This window comes from Modestobacter excelsi, from assembly GCF_005930495.1.
Lineage (GTDB): Bacteria > Actinomycetota > Actinomycetes > Mycobacteriales > Geodermatophilaceae > Modestobacter > Modestobacter excelsi.
Genome location: NZ_SJEX01000020.1, coordinates 39,130 through 59,313, shown reverse-complemented (window position 1 = coordinate 59,313; position 20,184 = coordinate 39,130). Strand labels below are relative to the sequence as shown.

The window sequence follows — 20,184 nt, the reverse complement described above, 5'->3', positions numbered from 1 at the left end:
CCTCCCGCCCGGCCCCGCTGCAGGGGCCCGCGCCGAGCTCGCGAGGCGTGGAGGCAGCGGGGCCCTCCATCACGCGTTGACCACGACACCGAGCTCTGCCGGTACCGCCGCGTGCTGGGAGTGCGGCAGCACCCGCACGGTGTAGCCGAAGGCGCCCGTCCGGGTCAGCGGCACGGTCGCGGTGAACCAGTGCCGGGACCCCTCGGTGATCTCGTGCCCCATCGGGACGGTGGTCACCTGGTGCAGCCCGTCGGCGTCGTCGACCCGCCCGAACGCGGCCTCGACGAGGACGTCGTGCGGCGTCAGCCCCGGCAGCTCCACCTCGGCGCGCAGGTCGATCCCACCGCCGATCTCCGGGGTCTCCCCCACACCGGTCGCCTCCACGTGCGCCACCCGCACGCCGTGCCAGTTCTCCAGCACGTGCGACCGCCAGCTCGCCTCGCTGCGCGCAGCCTCGTAGCCGCCGTCCGCCATGGCCCGCGCCGCACCGGCGGCCGGCACGTACAGCTGCTCCACGTAGTCCCGCACCATCCGGGTGGCCTGCACCTTCGGCCCGGTCTCGCGCAGGGTGTCCCGGATCATCTCCACCCACCGGGTCGGGACGCCGTCGCTGTCGACCTCGTAGAAGCGCGGGAGCACCTGCCGGTCGAGCAGCTCGTAGATGGCCTGCGCCTCCACCTCGTCCCGCCGGTCGTGGTCGGACACGCCGTCGGCGGTCGGGATGGCCCAGCCGTTCTGGCCGTCGAACCACTCGTCCCACCAGCCGTCCCGGATGGAGAGGTTCAGCCCGCCGTTGAGGGCGGACTTCATGCCCGAGGTGCCGCAGGCCTCCAGCGGCCGCAGCGGGTTGTTCAGCCAGACGTCGCAGCCCCAGTACAGGTAGCGCGCCATGCCGATGTCGTAGTTGGGCAGGAACGCGATCCGGTGCCGGATCTCCGGGTCGTCGGCGAACTTCACCATCTGCTGGATGAGCTGCTTGCCGCCGTCGTCGGCGGGGTGGCTCTTGCCGGCGATGACGAGCTGGATAGGCCGCTGGTCGTCCAGCAGCAGCGCCTTGAGCCGCGCCGGGTCCTTGAGCATCAGCGTCAACCGCTTGTAGGAGGGGACCCGCCGGGCGAAGCCGATCGTCAGCACGTCGGGGTCGAAGGCGGTCTCGGTCCAGCCGAGCTCGGCCTCGGCCGCCCCGCGGGACAGCGCGGTGGCGCGGACCCGGCGGCGGACCTCCTCGACCAGCCGCCCGCGCAGCAGCCGCCGGGTGCTCCACAGCTCGCCGGCGTCGATCCGGTCGACGCCGTCGAAGTGCACCTCGCCCTGGACCGCCGCCGGGTCGCCCTGGCTGGTGGTCTGGGTGCCCAGCTCGAGCAGCTCGCGGGCGGTCCAGGTCGGGGCGTGCACGCCGTTGGTGATGGCGCTGATCGGCACGTCGTCGGCGTCGAAGCCCGGCCACAGCGCGCCGAACATGTCCCGGCTGACGTGGCCGTGCAGCTGGCTCACCCCGTTGGCGCGCTGGCCCAGCCGCAGGCCCATGTGCGCCATGTTGAACTTGCTCGGGTCCTCCTCGGCGCCCAGCGGGAGCAGTTGCTCCACCGGCACCCCGAAGCCGGCGAAGTACCGCTCGATCAGCGCCCGGGGGAACCGGTCGATCCCGGCGGGCACCGGGGTGTGTGTGGTGAACACCGTGCCGCCGCGCACCGCCTGCAGCGCCTCACCGAAGGACAGCCCGTGGGACTCGGTCAGCTCGCGGATCCGCTCGACGCCCTGGAAGCCGGCGTGGCCCTCGTTGGCGTGGAACACCTCGGGCTGCGGGGTCCCGGTCAGCGAGCAGAACGCCCGGACGGCGCGGACGCCACCGATGCCCAGCAGCATCTCCTGCCGCAGCCGGTGGTCCTCTCCCCCGCCGTACAGCCGGTCGGTGACCCCGCGCTCGGCCGGGGCGTTCTCCTCGATGTCGCTGTCGAGCAGCAGCAGCGACACCCGGCCGACCTGGGCCCGGTACACGTGGGCGTACAGCGTGCGCCCCTCCGGCAGCGGCACCGAGATGACCACCGCGGTGCGGTCGGGCTCCCGGAGCAGCTTCAGGGGCAGGCCGTGCGGGTCCAGCGCCGGGTAGTGCTCGAGCTGCCACCCGTCGGGCGAGAGGCTCTGCGAGAAGTAGCCGGACCGGTAGAGCAGCCCGACACCGATCAGCGGGACGCCGAGGTCGGAGGCGGCCTTGAGGTGGTCGCCGGCCAGGATGCCCAGGCCGCCGGAGTACTGCGGGAGCACCTCGGTGATGCCGAACTCCGCGGAGAAGTAGGCGATCGAGGCCGGCGCCTCCGCACCCAGCGACTGGTACCAGTGCGGGGCGTCCAGGTAGGTGCGCAGGTCCTCGGCGACGGCGTGCATGCGCCGCAGGAACTCCTGGTCCTCGGCCAGCGTGGCCAGCCGCTCGGCGGAGACCTCCCCGAGCACCTTCACCGGGTCGCCTCCGCAGCTGGCCCACAGCTCGGGGTCGAGCGCCTCGAAGAGGTCGCGGGTCGCCCAGTGCCAGGACCAGCGCAGGTTGATGACCAGCTGCGACAGCGGCCTCAGCGCCTCGGGCAGGGAGGCGCGGACGGTGAGTCGTCGGAGAGCTCGCATCGGCTGACCATAATCGTGACCGCGCTCACGCACAGGGTCCTCCGGGCAGCGGTCGCAGCGGCCGTCCTGGTCCCCCGGCCGACCAGGACCGCCGCCGACGTGTGAGCTGGGGGCCTTCTGGATAGCGTTGCCGCGATGACTGGCCGCCCTGACCTCCGCCTCGGCATCTCCGATGTCGCCCCCGTCGTGTCCTGCGGGTCCTTCTCGACCCGTGCCGTGGTCGGCGAGCACCTGCCGATCACCGCCACCGTGTTCCGGGAGGGCCACGACGCCGTGGCCGCCGACGTCGTGCTCACCCCGCCCGGTGGCGACCCCGCCGGGCGGCGGCTGGTGCGGATGGTCAGGTTCGGACCCGAGCCCGATCGCTGGACGGCGACCGTCGTCCCCGACAGCGAGGGGCTGTGGACCTACCAGGTCGAGGCCTGGGACGACCCGCTGGGCACCTGGCACCACGACATCGAGGTCAAGGTCGAGGCCGGCCAGGGCCCCGAGGAGCTGGCCAACGACCTGGAGTCCGGCGCCCGGCTGCTCGACGAGGTCGCCGCGACCGCCCCCGCGGAGCACCGCGAGGCGCTCACCGCCGCGGCCACCGCGCTGCGCGACGACTCGCTCGAGCTCACCGCCCGGATCACCCCGGCGCTGTCCCCCTCGCTCCAGCGCGTCCTCTCCGACCACCCGGTCCGCCGGCTGGTCACCGGCTCGCAGGTCGTCGAGCTGTGGGTGGACCGTCCCCGCGCGCTCTACGGCTCCTGGTACGAGTTCTTCCCGCGCTCCGAGGGGCCGGTCGTCGAGGGCAGGCCCACCCACGGGACCTTCGCGCAGGCCGCCGAGCGGCTGCCCGCGATCGCCGACATGGCCTTCGACATCGTGTACCTGCCGCCGATCCACCCGATCGGGCACACCAACCGCAAGGGCAAGAACAACACCCTGGTCGCGCACGCCGACGACGTCGGGTCGCCGTGGGCGATCGGCAGCGAGGAGGGCGGGCACGACGCCGTCCACCCGCAGCTGGGCACCCTGGAGGACTTCAAGGCCTTCGTCGCCCGCACCCGCGAGCTCGGCATGGAGGTCGCGCTCGACCTCGCCCTGCAGGCGACGCCGGACCACCCGTGGGTCCGCGAGCACCCGGAGTGGTTCACCACCAAGCCCGACGGCACGATCGCCTACGCGGAGAACCCGCCGAAGAAGTACCAGGACATCTACCCGATCAACTTCGACAACGACCCCGAGGGCCTCTACGCCGAGGTGCTGCGGGTCGTGCGGCACTGGATGGACGCCGGTGTCCGGGTCTTCCGGGTCGACAACCCGCACACCAAGCCGCTGGACTTCTGGCACTGGCTGATCTGGGAGGTCAAGCAGACCGACCCGGATGTGCTCTTCCTCGCCGAGGCCTTCACCCGGCCGGCGATGATGCACCAGCTGGCCCGGATCGGGTTCACCCAGAGCTACACCTACTTCACCTGGCGCACCGAGCGCTGGGAGCTCGAGGAGTACGGCCGCGAGCTGGCCGCCAACGCGCACTACATGCGGCCCAACTTCTTCGTGAACACCCCGGACATCCTGCACGAGACGCTGCAGATCGGCGGCCCGCCGATGTTCAAGATCCGCGCGGTGCTCGCCTCGATGATGAGCCCGACCTGGGGCGTCTACTCCGGTTACGAGCTGTTCGAGCACGTCGGTCTGCGGCCGGGCAGCGAGGAGTACCTGGACACCGAGAAGTTCCAGCTGCGCCCCCGCGACTGGGCCGCCGCCGAGGCCTCCCGCCGCACCCTCGCGCCCTACCTGCGCCGGCTCAACGAGATCCGTCGCGCGCACCCCGCGCTGCAGCAGCTGCGCACCCTGCGGTTCCACCCGACGGACAACGAGAACCTGCTCTGCTTCTCGAAGACCGATCCCGCATCCGACGACGCGGTGCTCGTGGTCGTGTCGCTGAACAGCACGTACACGCAGATCGGCACGACGTCGCTGGACATGCCCGCCCTCGGGCTGGACTGGTCCGACCGGTTCGCCGTCACCGACGAGATCACCGGTGCGCACTACGACTGGGGCCAGTCCAACTACGTCGAGCTCGACCCCTACCGTGAACCCGCGCACGTGTTCACCGTGCACCGCAGCCGGCACACCCCGATCCAGCCCGCCTGAACGAGGACCTGCCCGCCCCCACCGCTCGCAGGCCAGCGGCGGGCCCCTGCAAGCAGGCCACGACGCCAAGCCCCAGCGCACGTGCCCAGCCCTATGAACGAGGAACCCTCTCCATGACCCTCCCCGTCCCCGCGCAGTCCACCCCCGGCGCGGGCGAGCAGTCGACGCTGTCCTCCCCGGGCAGCGACCCCGAGTGGTTCAAGCGCGCCGTCTTCTACGAGGTGCTGGTGCGCGGCTTCGCCGACAGCAACGCCGACGGCATCGGTGACCTGCGCGGCATGATCGGCAAGCTGGACTACCTGCAGTGGCTCGGCGTCGACTGCCTGTGGCTGCCGCCGTTCTTCGCCTCCCCGCTGCGCGACGGCGGCTACGACGTGAGCGACTACACCGCGGTGCTGCCGGAGTTCGGCGACATCGAGGACTTCAAGGAGCTCATCGGCGAGACGCACTCGCGCGGCATGCGGATGATCATCGACTTCGTCATGAACCACACCTCGGACCAGCACCCGTGGTTCCAGGCCAGCCGGAGCGATCCGGACGGCGACTACGGTGACTTCTACGTGTGGGCCGACGACGACACCGGCTACCCCGACGCCCGGATCATCTTCGTCGACACCGAGAGCTCGAACTGGACCTTCGACCCGGTGCGCAAGCAGTACTTCTGGCACCGGTTCTTCAGCCACCAGCCCGACCTCAACTTCGAGAACCCGAAGGTGCAGGAGGCGATCATCGACGCCCTGCGCTTCTGGCTCGACCTGGGCATCGACGGCTTCCGGCTCGACGCCGTCCCCTACCTGTTCGAGGAGGAGGGGACCAACTGCGAGAACCTCCCCAGGACCCACGAGTTCCTCAAGAAGGTCCGCAAGGTGGTCGACGCCGAGTACCCCGACCGGGTGCTGCTGTGCGAGGCGAACCAGTGGCCGGCCGACGTCGTCGAGTACTTCGGCGAGGACGGCGACGAGTGCCAGATGGCGTTCCACTTCCCGGTGATGCCGCGGCTGTTCATGGCCGTCCGGCGGGAGCAGCGCTTCCCGATCTCGGAGATCATGGCGCAGACGCCGGACATCCCGGAGAACTGCCAGTGGGGCGTCTTCCTGCGCAACCACGACGAGCTGACGCTGGAGATGGTCACCGACGAGGAGCGGGACTACATGTGGGGGGAGTACGCCAAGGACCCCCGGATGAAGGCCAACATCGGCATCCGCCGCCGGCTGGCCCCGCTGCTGGACAACGACATCGACACCCTGGAGCTGTTCAACGCGCTGCTGCTGTCGCTGCCCGGGTCGCCGGTCCTGTACTACGGCGACGAGATCGGCATGGGCGACAACATCTGGCTCGGTGACCGGGACGGGGTCCGCACCCCGATGCAGTGGACGCCGGACCGCAACGGCGGCTTCTCCACCGCCGACCCGCAGCGCATGCACCTGCCGCTGATCGCCGACCCGGTCTACGGGTTCCAGGTGACCAACGTGGAGAACCAGCTGCGCAACACCACGTCCCTGCTGCACTGGCTGCGGACGATGATCTCGGTCCGCAGCCAGCACCCGACCTTCGGCGTGGGCAGCTTCGCCGAGATCAGCTCGCGGAACCCCACGGTGCTGTCGTTCGTGCGTGAGTTCGGTGACGACGTCGTGCTCTGCGTCAACAACCTCTCCCGGTTCCCGCAGCCGGTGGAGCTGGACCTGCGCCGCTTCGAGGGCTACACGCCCATCGAGCTCACCGGCCGGGTGCAGTTCCCGCAGATCGGCGTCCTGCCCTACATGCTCACCCTCGCCGGCCACGGCTTCTACTGGTTCGAGCTCTCCAAGCCGGCCGCCCCGGCGGCCGAGGAGGACGACAGCTGGGAGACCGCCGTGAGCAGCAGCGTCGCGCAGTCCCTGCTCGACGCCGGGGTGGTGGGCGGCACCGACGCCCCCGCCGGCAGCGGCGGCCTCGGCGCTGAGGCCCCCACCACGACCACCCACGGAGAAGCCTGATGAGTGCGTTGACCGACATGCTGGCCGACTGGATGCCCGGGCAGCGGTGGTTCGGCGGGAAGGGCCGCGAGTGGGCGTCGGTGAGCGAGGACGGCTTCTTCCTCGACCAGTCCGACCCCGCGCTGTCCGTGCACCGGGTCCGGGTCGGGTACACCGACGGGCACACCGAGACCTACCTGGTGCCGCTGTCCTGGCGCAGCGCCCCGGCCGAGGACCTCGCCGCGGCGTTCGTCGGCGCGGTACCGGGGTCGCACGGTGAGAACTACGCCTACGACGCGATGCGCGACCGCGACGCGACCGTCCCGTGGCTCACCCACCTGGTGGCCGCCTCGACCGTCGGCCCGATGCACTTCCACCCCGCCGGGGTCGCCTACATCCCCGAGGGCCTGCCCGGCGACGTGATCTCGACCGAGCAGAGCAACACCTCGCTGGTCTACGGCGAGACGGCGATCCTGAAGCTGTTCCGCCGGCTCGAGCCGGGGCTCAACCCCGACGTGGAGATCCTCGACGCCCTGCGCCGCACCGAGAACAAGCACATCGCCCCGCTGCTCGGGCACATCGAGATCGACGACCCCGACCCCGCCCAGCAGCCGGCCACCGTCGCGATGCTGCAGGCCTTCGTGCCCAACGCCAGCGACGGCTGGCGGCTGGCCACCTCCAGCGTCCGCGACCTCTACGCCGAGGGCGACCTGCACGCCGACGAGGTGGGCGGCGACTTCGCCGGGGAGAGCGAGCGACTGGGCGAGGCCACCGCCTCGGTCCACGCCGACCTCGCCCGGGTGCTGCCCACCGAGCCGGCCGACCGGGACTGGTACGCCGCGGTCGCCGCCCAGATGACCGAGCGGCTGGATGCGGCGCTCGCCGTCGTCCCCGACCTCGCCGAGCACGCCGACGCGCTGCGGACGCTGTACGCCGCGGTCGCCGGGACCGACGAGCCGGTGCTCCGCCAGCGGGTGCACGGCGACCTGCACCTGGGCCAGGTGCTGCGGACGACGACCGGCTGGATCGTGCTGGACTTCGAGGGCGAGCCGGCCCGACCGCTGGCGGCCCGCCGGGAGAACGACACCCCGCTGCGCGACGTCGCCGGGATGCTGCGGTCCTTCGACTACGCCGCCCGGCACATGCTCGTCGAGCAGCCGGGTGACCCGCAGCGCGCCTACCGCGCGCAGGAGTGGGCCGAGCGGAACCGCACCGCGTTCTGTGCGGGCTACTCCGCCGCCGCCCCGGACCTCACACTGTCGAGCGAATCCGCGCTGCTGCGCGCGTTCGAGGCCGACAAGGCGGTGTACGAGTGTGTGTACGAGGCGCGCAACCGGCCGCACTGGCTCATGATCCCGCTCAGCTCGCTGTCCCGGTTGACCTCCGGCGACTGAAGAAGGACCTCTCTGCCTCCCACGCCTCGCTCCGCTCGGCGAGGGCCCCTGCAGAGAGGCCGGACAAGACCGACGCACCTGGAGGGAACCCATGACGATCGACGACACGCAGCCACCGGGTACCGACACCCCCGAGGAGCCGGCCGACCGGGCCGAGCTGACCCGCCGGGTCGAGGAGAAGACCGCAGCCGTGCAGGCCGCGGCCGAGCCGGCGAAGAAGGTGGCCCGCAAGGCCGCCAGGAAGACGGCAGCCGCCGACGCACCGGCGGCACCGGCCAAGCGCACCCGCAAGGCCGCCGCCGTCCCGGCCGCTGAGGATGCGGGCCCCACCGACGACGTCGCCCCGGCCAAGCGGACCCGCAAGGCCGCCGCGAAGAAGGCGGCACCGGCCGCCGACGACGCAGCGCCGGCACCGGCCAAGCGCACCCGCAAGGCCGCGGCCAAGAAGGTCACCGCGACCCCGGTCGTCGCGCCGGCCCCGATCGCCCAGCCGGGCGACCCGGCGGCCCCCTCGGCACCGCAGCCGGAGCCGCCGAGCCCGGACCCGGCCGAGCCGAGCACCCCGCAGGCACCGGCCGACGGCCGGCAGGCGGGCACCGGCGGCACCTCGCCGGCCCGGACCGCGTCCGGGCCCGGCGCCGAGCTGTCCCCCGACACGGTGCCCGTGGACCGTCCCGCCGAGGACGCCGGTGCGGGCACCTCACCGGACACCGCACAGGGTCCCGGCGCCGTCCCCGGTGAGGTGACCGGCGCCGAGGTCACCACCGCCGACCTGGCGACCAGCGAGGTCCCCGACCTGCCCCCGGCGCCCGGGCAGGCCCCTGAGCCGGCCGCCGCCGGGCTGGTGGCCGCGCTGCCCGAGGGCGAGGCGCCGGTGAGCACCTCGGTGCCGGCCGATGCGGTCCCGTCCGGCAACGAGGTCAGCGACGAGCAGTTCGCCGCCGTCGTCGACGGCTGGTCCTTCGACCCGCACGGCGTCCTCGGGGCGCACCGGCTGGCCGAGGGCTGGGCGGTCCGCACGCTGCGGCCCGACGCGGTCGCCGTCACCGTCGTCGACCAGGACGGCACCCGCCACGAGGCGAGCCCGGTCTTCCGCGGCGGCGTCTTCGAGGCCCGGCTGCCGCAGCAGCCCGGCGACTACCGGATCGAGGTCGGCTACCCCAACGCCGACGGTGGGACCGACACCTTCCTCGTCGACGACCCGTACCGCTGGCTGCCCACCCTGGGCGAGGTCGACCAGCACCTCATCCGGGAGGGCCGGCACGAGAAGCTGTGGACGGTGCTGGGCGCGCACGTGCGCGGCTACGACACCCCCGGTGGGCGCGTCGAGGGCGTCTCCTTCGCCGTCTGGGCGCCCAGCGCCCGAGGCGTGAAGGTGACCGGCGACTTCGACTACTGGGAGGCGCGCGCCTACCCGCTGCGGTCGCTGGGCGCCTCCGGCGTGTGGGAGGTCTTCGTCCCCGGCGTCCAGGTGGGCAGCCGGTACCGGTACCACGTCCTGGGTGCCGACGGTCGGTGGCAGGTGAAGAGCGACCCGCTGGCGTTCGCCACCGAGGTCCCGCCGGCCAACGCCTCGGTGGTCACCACCTCGACCCACGAGTGGCACGACGACGAGTGGCTGGCCACCCGCGCCGAGGGCAGCTGGCACCAGCGGCCGGTCAGCGTCTACGAGGTGCACGCCGGCTCGTGGCGCCAGGGGCTGTCCTACCGGGACATGGCCGACGAGCTCGTCGCCTACGTCAAGGACGCCGGGTTCACCCACCTGGAGTTCATGCCGCTGGCCGAGCACCCCTTCGGCGGCTCGTGGGGCTACCAGGTCACCTCCTACTACGCCCCGACCTCCCGCTTCGGCTCTCCCGACGACCTGCGCTACCTGATCGACGCCGCCCACCAGGCCGGCATCGGCGTCATCGTCGACTGGGTGCCCGCGCACTTCCCCAAGGACGAGTGGGCGCTGGCCCGCTTCGACGGCACCCCGCTGTACGAGCACCCGGACCCGCGCCGCGGCGAGCAGCCGGACTGGGGCACCTACGTCTTCGACTTCGGCCGCAACGAGGTGCGCAACTTCCTGGTCGCGAACGCGCTGTTCTGGGCCCAGGAGTTCCACGTCGACGGCATCCGCGTCGACGCCGTCGCCTCGATGCTGTACCTGGACTACTCGCGCAACGAGGGCGAGTGGACGCCGAACCAGTACGGCGGCCGGGAGAACCTCGAGGCGGTGTCGTTCCTGCAGGAGATGAACGCGACGCTGTACCGCGAGGTGCCGGGCGTGGTGACCATCGCCGAGGAGTCGACCGCGTGGCCGGGCGTCACCCGGCCCACCTACCTGGGCGGCCTGGGCTTCGGCTTCAAGTGGAACATGGGCTGGATGCACGACTCGCTGGGCTACATGTCCAAGCAGCCGGTGTACCGCAGCTTCCACCACAGCCAGCTCACGTTCTCCCTGGTCTACGCCTTCTCGGAGAACTACGTCCTGCCGATCAGCCACGACGAGGTCGTCTACGGCAAGGGCTCGCTCATCCGGAAGATGCCCGGCGACCGGTGGCAGCAGCTGGCGAACCTGCGGGCCTTCCTGGGCTACATGTGGGCCCACCCGGGCAAGCAGCTGCTGTTCATGGGCTCGGAGTTCGGTCAGCTGTCGGAGTGGGCGGAGAGCCGGTCGCTGGACTGGTGGCACCTCGACGACCCGGCGCACCGGGGCGTCCTGGACCTCGTCCGCGACCTGAACACCGTGTACCGGGACACCGAGGCGCTCTGGTCGCAGGACGTCGACGCCGCGGGCTTCCAGTGGATCGACGCCAACGACGCCGGCGGCAACACGCTGACCTTCCTGCGCTACGGCACGGACGGCCAGGTGCTGGCCTGCGTGGCCAACTTCTCCGGGACGCCGCACCACGACTTCCGGATCGGGCTGCCCCGCGGCGGCCGGTGGCGTGAGCTGATCAACACCGACTTCGAGGGCTACGGCGGCTCCGGGGTCGGCAACCTCGGCGGGGTCGACGCCGTCGCCGAGAGCTGGCACGGGCAGCCGTACTCGGCGGCGCTGACCGCGCCGCCGCTGGCGACCGTGTGGTTCGTGCACGAGGGGCCAGAGCCGGAGGCCCCCGACGACGGGGTCCCGGCCGACGCGCAGCACAGCGCCGCGGTCGAGGCCTCCGGCCAGGCGGAGGGCCCGGGCTCCGGGCTCCAGCCGGCCCAGGAGGGCTGAGGCAGCACCCGGGTCACGACGACGGCGGGGCGGGGGCAGGTCCCCCGCCCCGCCGTCGTCGCTCGCCCCACCCCGCACGACCGACGCGTCGCCGGTCCCGACCGGGTCCGGCAGGATGGGGACGCAGCTGCCGGTCCGGCGGCCTGACCGATCGGGAGCCCATGTCCTCCTCGCCCCGCCGGGTGCTCCTCCGTGCCGTCGTGGGCGCCCTGCTGGGCTCGACCGTGCTGACCAGCTGCGCCGTCACCCTCGTCGACGGCCACGCGACCCCCGCCTCCGGGGTCCGCGACGACGTCGACCCCCAGCAGTTCCAGATCATCGGCGCGACCGACGACGACATCGACCAGATCGCCCGCAACGCCCTGCTGGACCTGAACACCTACTGGGCCGAGCAGTTCCCGGGCACCTTCGACCAGGAGTTCACCCCGCTCGCCGGCGGCTACTTCTCGGTCGACCCGGCCGACGTCGACCCGGCGCAGTACCCCAACGGGCAGATCGGCTGCGGCGAGCCGCCGGAGGCGGTGCAGGACAACGCCTTCTACTGCGACGCCAGCAACACCTACCCCAACGGCGACGCGATCCAGTACGACCGTGCGTTCCTCGGCGAGCTCGCCTTCGGCAGCGGCGGCAGCGGGGGCTACGGCCGGTTCATCCCGGCGCTGGTGATGGCGCACGAGTTCGGCCACGCGGTGCAGGGCAGGGTCGGCTACCCGATCCAGGCGTCGATCGCGATCGAGACCCAGGCCGACTGCTTCGCCGGGGCCTGGACCAAGTGGGTCGCCGACGGCGACGCCCCGCACAACACCATCCGCCCGGGCGAGCTCGACGACGTGCTGCGCGGCTACCTGCTGCTGCGGGACCCGGTGGGCACCGGCCGGAACTCCGGCGAGGCGCACGGCTCCTACTTCGACCGGGTGTCGGCGTTCCAGCAGGGGTTCGACGACGGCCCTCCCGCGTGCCGGGACGCCTTCGGCCAGGACCGCCCCTACACCCAGGGCGAGTTCAGCGACCAGGACCTCGCCACCGGCGGCGACGCCCCCTACGACCAGACCGTGGGCCAGTTCGCCACCGAGGGCCTGGCCGAGTTCTTCACCACCGCGGTGGACCAGCAGGGCAAGACCTTCACCGCCCCCACCCTCGCCGGCTTCGACGGGCAGGCCCCCGAGTGCGACGGCGAGCAGCCGGACACCGACCTGGTCTACTGCGCCGCCACCGACACGGTGGGCTACGACGAGACCGACCTGACCGAGCCGCTGTACGCCGACGAGCAGGGCGGGGACTACGCGGTGCTGACCGCCATCGCGATCCCGTACGGGCTCGCCGTGCGCGACCAGCTGGGCCTGTCCACCGACGGTCAGGACGCCGTCCGGTCAGCGGTGTGCCTGGCCGGTGCGTTCACCGCCGGGGTGCTCAACGGCCAGAGCACGGTGCTGCAGATCTCCCCCGGTGACGCCGACGAGAGCGTGTCGTTCCTGCTCGAGTACAGCGACGACCCGGAGGTGCTGGCCGACAGCGGCCTGACCGGCTTCCAGCTGGTCGACGTCTTCCGCAGCGGCGTCTTCCAGGGCCTCCCCGCCTGCGACATCAGCGCCTGACGAACTGCCCCGGCCCTCCACCGTGGATCAGGTGACCTGATCGAAGGGCGTCGTCCCGCACCAACGCTGGTGAGGGAGGACGGCCTCTGATCAGGTCACCTGATCACTGGCGGCGGCGTCAGAACAGGGCGGTCATGAGGGCGCGGCGGGCGGGGCCGACGCGGGGGTCCTCGTCGCCGACGATGCCGAACAGCTCCACCAGGTGCTTGCGCGCGGCGTCGCGGTCCTCCCCGGCGGTCCGGCGGACGACGTCGAGCATGAGTGCGAACGCCGCGTCGACGTCGCCGGTGCCCAGCAGGAAGTCCGCGGCCCGGGTCTGGGCGGCGACGTCGTCCGGCGCGGCCTCGGCGGCGGACAGCGCGTCGGGGCCGGCCTCCTCGGCGCGCCGGAACAGCTGCACCTGGCGCAGCGCCAGGCCGGCGACCGGGTGGTCGGGCTCGGCGTCCAGGATCGACCGGTAGGCAGCCTCGGCGGCGGCCAGGTCACCGCGGTCCAGCGCCGCCTCCGCCTCGTCCAGCCGCGGGTCCTCGGGCAGCTCGTCCTCGCCGCCCTCGACCGCGCCCGGCAGTCCCCCGCCCGTGGTGGCGGCGACCAGCTCGGTGACGAACTGCCGCGCCTGCTCCTCGGGGATGGCACCGGTGAACTCGGCGACCAGCTGGCCCTGCCAGACGGCCTTCACCGCCGGGATGCCCTGCACCCGCAGCCCCTGGGCCAGCGCCGGGTTGGCGTCCACGTCGATCTTCGCCAGCACCCAGGAGCCGGCGCCCTCGGTGGCCAGCCGCTCGAGGACCGGGGACAGCTGCTTGCACGGCTGGCACCACTCGGCCCACAGGTCGAGCACGACGGGCACCTGGAAGGACCGGTCGAGGACCTCGGACTGGAAGGTGGCCTCGGTGACGTCGACGACGGCGCTGCCCGGCGCACCGGCCGGCGCAGCGGCACTCGGCGGTGGGGCGGCCTGGGCGCGGGCGGCTGCCTCACCGCGTGCCTTGACCGCGGCGAGGTCGACCGCCCCGGCCAGCGAGGCCGCCATCTGGGCCTGCTGGGCCGCGGCGCGCGGGTCGGTACGAGCGGGACGGTTGGGCTGCATGACCTCGATCATCCCACCGGCCGGGCGGGTCGCCGCCGGGGCCCGTCGCGCCGGCGGTGCGACCGGCCCCGCACCGGCGGTCAGGCGGGCGGCGCCGGGCGCAGCCGCGGCGCCTTGCGGATGCCGAAGACCTGCCGCAGCGCCACCCGGGCGGCGTTGTCACCGCAGTGGCCGTGCACCGCCGGCCCGGGCGGGGTGGCCGACGACGCCAGGTAGGTGCCGGTGATCGGCGTCGAGTAGGTGTTCCACCGCGGCACCGGACGGGCCAGCATCTGCCGCAGGGAGGCCTCGCCGTTGGAGATGTCACCGCCGACGTCGCTGGGGTTCCAGTGCTCCATCTCCCCCGCGTGCATCGTGCGCCGGCCGACGATCGCGTCGCGGAAGCCCGGGGCGAAGCGCTCGACCTGCGCCTCGATCGCCTCGGTCATGTCCACCGTCGAGCCGTGCGGCACGTGCACGTACGCCCAGAAGATGTGCCCGCCCTCCGGTGCCCGGGTGGGGTCGACGACGGTCGGCTGGACGGCCAGCACGTAGGGCTTGTCGGCCAGCCGGCCGTGCGCCGGTGCCGACTCGCCGGCGATGGTCTCCTCCATGGTCCCGGCGACGTGGATGGTGCCGGCCCGACGGACGTCGGCGTTGGCCCACGGCACCGGCTCGGAGAGCACCCAGTCGATCTTGAACACGCCGGGGCCGTGCTTGTAGCGCCGGACCCAGCGCTGGTAGCCGACCGGCAGCTGGTTGCCGGCCATCGCCACGAACGCCCCGGGCGAGGTGTCCAGCAGCACCGCCGGGACCCCGGCGAACTCGCGGAGGTCGGTCACCTCGTGCCCGGTGACCACCTCGCCGCCCTGCTGCTCCAGCGCGGTGACCATCGCGTCGGCCAGCTTCTGCGAGCCGCCCTCGATCAACGGCCAGCCCTGGTGGTGGCTCATCATGCCCAGGAACATCCCGAGCGCCGCGGTCAGCGGGCGGGTCAGGTCGAGCATCCCGTGCGCCGCGGCGCCGGCGATGAGCGCCTTGCCCGCCTCGGTCCCGAAGTAGCGGCCGGCCAGGTAGCCGATGTTCGGCAGCCCCTGCAGCCCGAAGCTGGCGATGGCCGGGGCGCCGCGCACCGGCAGCCGGCGGAACGCCGAGGTGAGGAAGAAGTCGGTGATCTCGTCCGCGTGCCGCAGCAGCGGGCCGAACAGCCGGCGGTACCCGTCGGCGTCGTCGCCCAGACCGGCCGCGGTGCGCTCCAGCGAGGAGAACGAGAGCGCGGCCCGGCCGCCGTCCAGCGGGTGGGCGAAGTTGATCTCCGGGTGCACGAGCCGGACCCCGCGCGAGGCGAGGTCGAACTCCCGGAAGAACGGCGCGGCGGCCGCCATCGGGTGCACCGTGGAGCAGATGTCGTGCCAGTAGCCCGGGCGGATGTGCTCCTCGGTGCGCATGCCGCCGCCGGGCCGGTCACCCCGCTCGACCACCCGCACGGACAGGCCGGCCGCGGCCAGTCGCAGCGCCGCGGCCAGGCCGTTCGGTCCAGCTCCGACGACGACGGCGTCCGGGGTCCCGTTCACGTCGCCATCCTGCCTGCGCCCGGTCGGCCCCGCCGCCCGAGCGGCGACGGGGCCGGCGGGGTCACGCCTGGGCGGAGAGGGGCCGGGCGGGGACGTGCAGGATGAGCGCGTCGCCCTGGCCGCCGCCGCCGCAGAGGGCCGCCGCGCCGACGCCGCCGCCGCGGCGGCCGAGCTCGAGGGCGAGGTCCAGCACGATCCGCGCGCCGCTCATGCCGATCGGGTGCCCCAGCGCGATGGCGCCGCCGTTGGGGTTGACCTTCGCCGGGTCGATGCCGAGCTCGCGGGTGGAGACGATGGCGACGGCGGCGAAGGCCTCGTTGAACTCGACCAGGTCGAGGTCTGCCGGGTCGATGCCCTCCCGCTCGCAGGCCTTCTGGACGGCGCGCGAGGGCTGGGTCTGCAGGGTCGCGTCCGGGCCGGCGACGACGCCGTGGGCACCGATCTCGGCCAGCACGGTGAGCCCGAGCTCCTCGGCCTTGGCCGCGGACATGACGACGACCGCGCAGGCGCCGTCGGAGATCTGCGACGCCGACGCCGCGGTGATGGTGCCGTCCTCGGCGAACGCGGGCTTGAGCCGGGCCAGGCTCTCGACCGTGGTGTCGGGGCGGATGCCCTCGTCCTCGCGGAACTCGATCGGGTCGCCCTTGCGCTGCGGGATGAGCACCGGGGTGATCTCGGCGTCGAAGACGCCGTCCTTGGCCGCGCGTGCCGCCTTCTGGTGGCTCTCCGCGGCGAAGGCGTCCTGCTCCTCGCGGGTCAGCCCGTACCGGCTGTTGGAGTCATCGGTCAGCTTGCCCATCGCGACCTGGTCGAAGGTGTCGGTGAGGCCGTCGTGGGCCATCGAGTCGACCAGCGTGGCGTCGCCGAACTTGGTGCCGGTGCGCGAGGCCTGCAGCAGGTGCGGCGCCTGGGTCATCGACTCCATCCCGCCGGCGACCACGACCTCGAACTCCCCGGCCCGGATGAGCTGGTCGGCCAGGGCGATCGCGTCGAGCCCGGACAGGCAGACCTTGTTGAGCGTGAGGGAGGGCACCGACATCGGGATGCCACCGGCGACGGCCGCCGGGCGGGCCGGGTTCTGCCCCGCGCCGGCCTGGATGACCTGCCCCATGATCACGTAGTCGACCTGCTCGCCGGTGATCCCGGCACGCTCGAGCGCGGCCTTGATCGCCACGCCGCCGAGGTCGGCGGCGGAGAAGTCCTTCAGCGAGCCGAGCAGGCGGCCCATCGGGGTGCGAGCACCGCCGACGATGACGGAACGGGTCTGTGCGGGCTGGCTCATCGGGGCTCCACGGGGCTCCGGCCGCCGACTCTGGCGACCGTCTCGACAGGACACCGCGCAGGCCGGGACGGCGCAACGGGCACCGTCCAGGATAGATCGCGACGGGGTCGGTGACGCCGCAGCGTGAGCCAGCTCACCCGACCGGCCGGGACCGGCGGCCGCCGTCGGCGGCAGGATGCCCGGCATGACGAACTCCGTGCCCGACGCGCACACCGGTCTGCCCGCCGAGCTGTTCAGCACGATCGACCACGTCGGCATCGCCGTGCCCGACCTGGACGAGGCCCTCGCCTTCTACGCCAGGACCTTCGGCGTCTCCTCGGTGCACGAGGAGACCAACACCGACCAGGGCGTCCGGGAGGCCATGCTGGCGGTGGGGAACGGCACGACCCGCATCCAGCTGCTCGCCCCGCTGACGCCGGACTCGACCATCGCGAAGTTCATCGGCCGCTCCGGCCCGGGGCTGCAGCAGCTCGCGTTCCGGGTCACCGACGTCGAGGCGGTCAGCGCCACGCTCCGCGAGCGCGGGCTGCGCCTGCTCTACGACGAGCCCCGCCGCGGCACGGCCGGCAGCCGGGTGAACTTCGTCCACCCCAAGGACGCCGGCGGGGTGCTCGTCGAGCTCGTCGAACCTGCCGTGCACTGAGCTGCAGCGCCCGTGCCGGCGGCCGGGGCACAGCGGCCCGCGGCCGGCGTCGCGGACGGTGCCTGGGAGTCCGCTGGGAGCGGTCCTGGTCACGCTGACCTCTGCCCGGGTTCTCTGCGAGGATGAGGGCCATGACCGACCCCCGCGACGATCTGCTCGCCTACCGCGACGGCGGCCCGACCTTCGACGTGGTGCGCAAGGGGTACGACCGGGAACAGGTCGCCGAGACCCTGGCCGGTCTGGACGCCGACCTGCGGGTGGCGCTGGCCGACCGGGACGCCGCCGTCTCCCGGTCGGCCGATCTCGCCCGCCAGCTGCAGGCCCTGCACGGTGAGGTGGAGTCGCTGCGCCGCCGGGCGGCCAGCGCGAGCGCGCCCACGTTCGAGAACATGGGCGAGCGCATCTCCAACATGCTCCAGCTCGCCGAGGACGAGGCGGCGGAGATCCGCCGGTCGGCCCAGGAGCAGGCGGCCGCGATGCAGGCGCAGGTGGCCGCCGAGGTGGAGGCGATCCGGGAGCGCATCGCCGGCGAGGAGCGCGCGCTGGGTGAGCGGTCGGCCGCCAGCCAGGCCGAGGCCGAGCGGCTGGTCGCCGAGGCCCGGCAGCACGCCGAACAGATCTCCGCGGTGGCGCAGGCGCGCGCCGACGACCTGGTGACCAAGGCCCAGGAGCGGGTGGCCCGGCTGGACGCCGACTCGCAGGCGCGCCGGGCCAAGGTCGAGGAGGACTTCGAGATCGCCCAGCGGGCCCGGCGGACGGAGGCCGCCCGCTCCGAGGAGGAGCGGGAGCGCGCCTCGGTGCAGGCCGCCCAGCAGCGCGTCGCGGCAGCCGACGAGCAGGCCCGCCGGACCGTCGGCGAGGCCGAGGCGTCGGCCGCGGCGATCCGCGCGGTGCGCGACGACCTGACCCGTCGGCTCACCGAGGTGCGCAGCCTGCTCGGCCAGCTGCCCGACCTCTCCGATCAGCGCCCCCAGGAGGGCGCCCGGCAGCAGCGCCCGGACCCGTCGCCCGCCCCGGAGCCGGCAGCGCAGGCCGAGGCACCCCGGACCGAGGCACCCCGGACCGAGGCGCGTCCGACCGAGGCACCGCGGACCCAGGTCGCGCAGCAGGCCCCGTCCGCCGAGCCCGCAGCGGCACAGCGCGAGGAGGCGCCTGCCGGCGGGAGCACCGCGGTCGACCCGGCCCAGGTGCAGGCAGCTCCGCAGGCACCGGCACGGACCGCGGACCCGGCGGCCACCCAGCCCTCGGTCACCCAGACCCAGGCGGTCCGGCTCCCGGGGAACGGCAACGCGGCTCAGCCGGCGCCCCAGCAGGCCGCGCAGAACGCCTCCCGCCCGGCCGCCGAGGCGGTTGCGCCGACCGGTGAGCAGGGCGCCGTGCAGCCGCCGCGCCAGGTGCGGACGCCGACCCCGGCGCACCCCACGACGGCCCAGCACGCGGCGGTCCAGGCCGGTCCGGCCCAGCAGCGTCCCCAGCCGGGGCCGCGGCAGGCCCCGCCGCTGCCGACCCGCGCGCCGGCGACCCGGGCCCAGCCGCCCACCACCCCGCCGGTCCCGGCCGGTCAGGGCGGGCAGGTGCCCCCGAACCAGGACTGACCCGCTCCTGGTCTCCCGCCGACGGCCCTCCCGGCTCCCGGGCAGGGACGTCGTCGTCCCCGGTGGCCGTGGCCGGACGAGCGTGCCAGGGTCGGTTGCGGACGGTGACCGTGTCGCCCCGGGGAGGTGTCCACCGGTGCGCGGGCGGGCCCCGACCCCGGTTGGCGGGACCCCCGCCGGGGCCCAGGGCCGCGTCGCGGCAGGTACACCCGCACTGTGAAGAGGAGCCCGATGTCCCGGCTGACCCGAGGGCCGTTGCTGGCCCTGCTCGTGGCCGGGCTCTGCGCGCTCGGGTTGCCGGCTGCGGCGGCCGCCCCTGCCGCCCCGAGCGGCAGCGGGCTGCTCCGGATGATGCACCTGTCGCCGGACACCCCGTCGGTCGACGCCTCCATCGACTCGGTGTCCGACCCCGACGTCGGCGTGGTCCTGCCGGCGGTGAGCTACGGCGACGTCTCGCCGTACCAGGCCGTCCCGGCCGGCACGTACACCGTGAGCGCCCGGAAGGCCGGCGCCGCCGCGGACACCCCGCCGGCGCTGGCCACGACCGTGACGGTCGCCGCCGGCCAGGCGGTCACGATCGCCGGTGTCGGGTACTTCGCCGACCTGGGCTTCGCGGTGCTCACCGACGACCTGACGCTCCCGCCGTCGGGCCGGTCCCGTGCCCGGGTGATCAACGCCGCGGCGACGGGCTCCCCGCTGGAACTGGCCCTGGACGGCACCAGCACGCTGGCCCAGGGGCTCGCGTTCGCCCAGGACACCGACTACGTCGACGTGCCCGGCGGCGCGGGCACCCTGACCGTCACCCCCACCTCCGCCGCGCCGACCGACCTGCCGGTCACGCTGGAGGCCGGCTCGGTCTACACCGTCGTCGTCCTCGACCGCAGCGGGGGCGGGCTGACCGTCACCGCCGCGCTGGACGCGGCCAGCCCCGGCGTCGTCCCGGTCGGTGGGGTGGAGGCCGGCGCCGGCGGGACGGCGACCGGTGCCGGACCGCCCGTGGGCCCGCTCGCCGTCGCCGCGCTGGCCACGCTGGCGCTGCTGCTGACGTTCCGCGTCCGGCTGCCCCGCCGCAGCCGCCCCGCGCGGAACGCCGCCTCCTGAGCGGCTC

At 73.7% G+C, this 20,184-nt stretch carries 12 protein-coding genes; 8 read left to right on the top strand and 4 right to left on the bottom strand.

Features of this window, described 5'->3' with window-relative positions; all coding sequences use genetic code 11:
• Nucleotides 1-69: 69 nt before the first annotated feature.
• Entirely contained in the window at nt 70-2,619 is a 2,550-nt protein-coding gene (glgP, locus tag FHL80_RS09495; RefSeq protein ID WP_138733182.1) for an alpha-glucan family phosphorylase, read from the bottom strand.
• A gap of 135 nt (nt 2,620-2,754) precedes the next feature.
• Between glgP and FHL80_RS09490 the strand changes: the two genes are divergently transcribed.
• The 5 genes from FHL80_RS09490 to FHL80_RS09470 all read left to right on the top strand — a co-directional run bounded on the left by FHL80_RS09490 (nt 2,755) and on the right by FHL80_RS09470 (nt 12,913).
• Nucleotides 2,755-4,761 (top strand): alpha-1,4-glucan--maltose-1-phosphate maltosyltransferase, encoded by a 2,007-nt coding sequence (locus FHL80_RS09490; protein ID WP_138733181.1) that lies wholly within the window; start codon nt 2,755-2,757, stop codon nt 4,759-4,761.
• Between the two features lie 113 nt (nt 4,762-4,874).
• Nucleotides 4,875-6,737, top strand: coding sequence for a maltose alpha-D-glucosyltransferase (gene treS, locus FHL80_RS09485; RefSeq protein ID WP_138733180.1), 1,863 nt, complete (start codon nt 4,875-4,877; stop codon nt 6,735-6,737).
• On the top strand, nt 6,737-8,110 hold the full coding sequence (locus FHL80_RS09480) for a maltokinase N-terminal cap-like domain-containing protein (protein WP_138733179.1): 1,374 nt from the start codon (nt 6,737-6,739) through the stop codon (nt 8,108-8,110). The genes treS and FHL80_RS09480 overlap by 1 nt, the downstream gene beginning before the upstream one ends.
• 91 nt (nt 8,111-8,201) lie before the next feature.
• Nucleotides 8,202-11,318: a 1,4-alpha-glucan branching protein GlgB gene (glgB, locus tag FHL80_RS09475; RefSeq protein ID WP_138733178.1), complete on the top strand. Its 3,117-nt coding sequence runs from the start codon at nt 8,202-8,204 to the stop codon at nt 11,316-11,318.
• A 161-nt stretch (nt 11,319-11,479) separates the two neighbouring features.
• Entirely contained in the window at nt 11,480-12,913 is a 1,434-nt protein-coding gene (locus FHL80_RS09470; protein ID WP_138733177.1) for a neutral zinc metallopeptidase, read from the top strand.
• Nucleotides 12,914-13,031: 118 nt separating this feature from the next.
• Here FHL80_RS09470 and FHL80_RS09465 read toward each other — a convergent pair whose 3' ends face one another.
• The 3 genes from FHL80_RS09465 to FHL80_RS09455 all read right to left on the bottom strand — a co-directional run bounded on the left by FHL80_RS09465 (nt 13,032) and on the right by FHL80_RS09455 (nt 16,838).
• Nucleotides 13,032-14,003 carry a tetratricopeptide repeat protein gene (locus FHL80_RS09465; RefSeq protein ID WP_138733176.1) on the bottom strand — a complete coding sequence of 324 codons (972 nt, stop codon included), beginning with the start codon at nt 14,001-14,003 and terminating at the stop codon, nt 13,032-13,034.
• An 80-nt stretch (nt 14,004-14,083) separates the two neighbouring features.
• Entirely contained in the window at nt 14,084-15,556 is a 1,473-nt protein-coding gene (locus FHL80_RS09460) for a phytoene desaturase family protein (RefSeq protein ID WP_138733175.1), read from the bottom strand.
• Nucleotides 15,557-15,617: 61 nt separating this feature from the next.
• Complete coding sequence (locus FHL80_RS09455) at nt 15,618-16,838, bottom strand: acetyl-CoA C-acetyltransferase (RefSeq protein ID WP_138733174.1); 1,221 nt, start codon at nt 16,836-16,838, stop codon at nt 15,618-15,620.
• Nucleotides 16,839-17,022: 184 nt separating this feature from the next.
• Here FHL80_RS09455 and mce point away from each other — a divergent pair, with 184 nt between their 5' ends.
• The 3 genes from mce (at nt 17,023) to FHL80_RS09440 (ending at nt 20,177) form a co-directional block, all read left to right on the top strand.
• A complete protein-coding gene (gene mce, locus FHL80_RS09450) occupies nt 17,023-17,481 on the top strand; it encodes a methylmalonyl-CoA epimerase (RefSeq protein WP_138733173.1) in 459 nt (152 codons plus the stop codon).
• Nucleotides 17,482-17,612: 131 nt separating this feature from the next.
• Nucleotides 17,613-19,076, top strand: a complete 1,464-nt coding sequence (locus tag FHL80_RS25365; RefSeq protein ID WP_216870560.1) for a coiled-coil domain-containing protein — start codon at nt 17,613-17,615, stop codon at nt 19,074-19,076.
• Nucleotides 19,077-19,307: 231 nt separating this feature from the next.
• Complete coding sequence (locus FHL80_RS09440; protein WP_138733172.1) at nt 19,308-20,177, top strand: DUF4397 domain-containing protein; 870 nt, start codon at nt 19,308-19,310, stop codon at nt 20,175-20,177.
• Nucleotides 20,178-20,184: the final 7 nt, after the last annotated feature.

Coding starts and splice junctions, on each gene's coding strand:
- FHL80_RS09490 (WP_138733181.1), top strand. CDS start 2,755: ATGACTGGCCGCCCTGACCTCCGCCTCGGCATCTCCGATGTCGCCCCC.
- FHL80_RS09470 (WP_138733177.1), top strand. CDS start 11,480: ATGTCCTCCTCGCCCCGCCGGGTGCTCCTCCGTGCCGTCGTGGGCGCC.
- FHL80_RS09440 (WP_138733172.1), top strand. CDS start 19,308: ATGTCCCGGCTGACCCGAGGGCCGTTGCTGGCCCTGCTCGTGGCCGGG.
- FHL80_RS09465 (WP_138733176.1), bottom strand. CDS start 14,003: ATGCAGCCCAACCGTCCCGCTCGTACCGACCCGCGCGCCGCGGCCCAG.
- mce (WP_138733173.1), top strand. CDS start 17,023: ATGACGAACTCCGTGCCCGACGCGCACACCGGTCTGCCCGCCGAGCTG.
- glgP (WP_138733182.1), bottom strand. CDS start 2,619: ATGCGAGCTCTCCGACGACTCACCGTCCGCGCCTCCCTGCCCGAGGCG.
- FHL80_RS09480 (WP_138733179.1), top strand. CDS start 6,737: ATGAGTGCGTTGACCGACATGCTGGCCGACTGGATGCCCGGGCAGCGG.
- glgB (WP_138733178.1), top strand. CDS start 8,202: ATGACGATCGACGACACGCAGCCACCGGGTACCGACACCCCCGAGGAG.
- treS (WP_138733180.1), top strand. CDS start 4,875: ATGACCCTCCCCGTCCCCGCGCAGTCCACCCCCGGCGCGGGCGAGCAG.
- FHL80_RS25365 (WP_216870560.1), top strand. CDS start 17,613: ATGACCGACCCCCGCGACGATCTGCTCGCCTACCGCGACGGCGGCCCG.
- FHL80_RS09455 (WP_138733174.1), bottom strand. CDS start 16,838: ATGAGCCAGCCCGCACAGACCCGTTCCGTCATCGTCGGCGGTGCTCGC.